This window comes from Catenulispora pinistramenti, assembly GCF_018274385.1.
Lineage (GTDB): Bacteria > Actinomycetota > Actinomycetes > Streptomycetales > Catenulisporaceae > Catenulispora > Catenulispora pinistramenti.
Genome location: NZ_JAAFYZ010000538.1, coordinates 1 through 610, shown reverse-complemented (window position 1 = coordinate 610; position 610 = coordinate 1). Strand labels below are relative to the sequence as shown.

Genomic DNA, 610 nt, shown 5'->3' with positions numbered 1-610 from the left:
CGGCCCGTGGCTGTTGCTCCGCAGCCCGAAGAACGCCCGGTTGCGGTCGCTGTCCGGCACTTTGAACGAGGCACAGCCGTCGAAGGCCACCGTGCGCCAGCGCCGATACCGAACACCTGCCATCCCCGGACGCGAGACCGGCCCGGCCACCGTCTGGAACAGCATCTGTATCGGCGCGGCGCCCACCCGGCGCCGCAGATCCCGCAACGCCTTCTCCGAGACCCGCCCCACCCACGCAGGCAACCCCGCCACCAGAGCACTCCACACCCCGACCAGCCCCACCTGCGGAAACAACACCATCGCCAACACCAGATACACACCCACCCGCGACGGCAGCACCCGCACCCGCACCTGCGTGCGCCGCGAAGCATCCAGCACCGCATCCACCAACTCGAACGGCACCAGAGGCGTCAACGCCCCCAAATGCCCAGGCGCGAACACCCCCGCAGCCACCTTGACCACCCGCGTGAAACGAACCATGGCACACTCAGACACGACGAGACCTCTGATCAACGGCTTCTCTAGACAAGAACCGATGTATCAGAGGTCTCGTTCACACCACCAACCAGCCCCTTGACACCCCCACCAAAACCTTAACTACGCGGCATTG

The 610-nt window shown here is 65.9% G+C and carries 1 protein-coding gene; it reads right to left on the bottom strand.

Going from position 1 to position 610, the window contains the following annotated elements; all coding sequences use genetic code 11:
- On the bottom strand, positions 1–480 hold a 480-nt coding region (locus tag KGQ19_RS48815; RefSeq protein WP_212022491.1), incomplete at its 3' end, for a transposase domain-containing protein.
- Between the last annotated feature and the right edge of the window lie 130 nt (positions 481–610).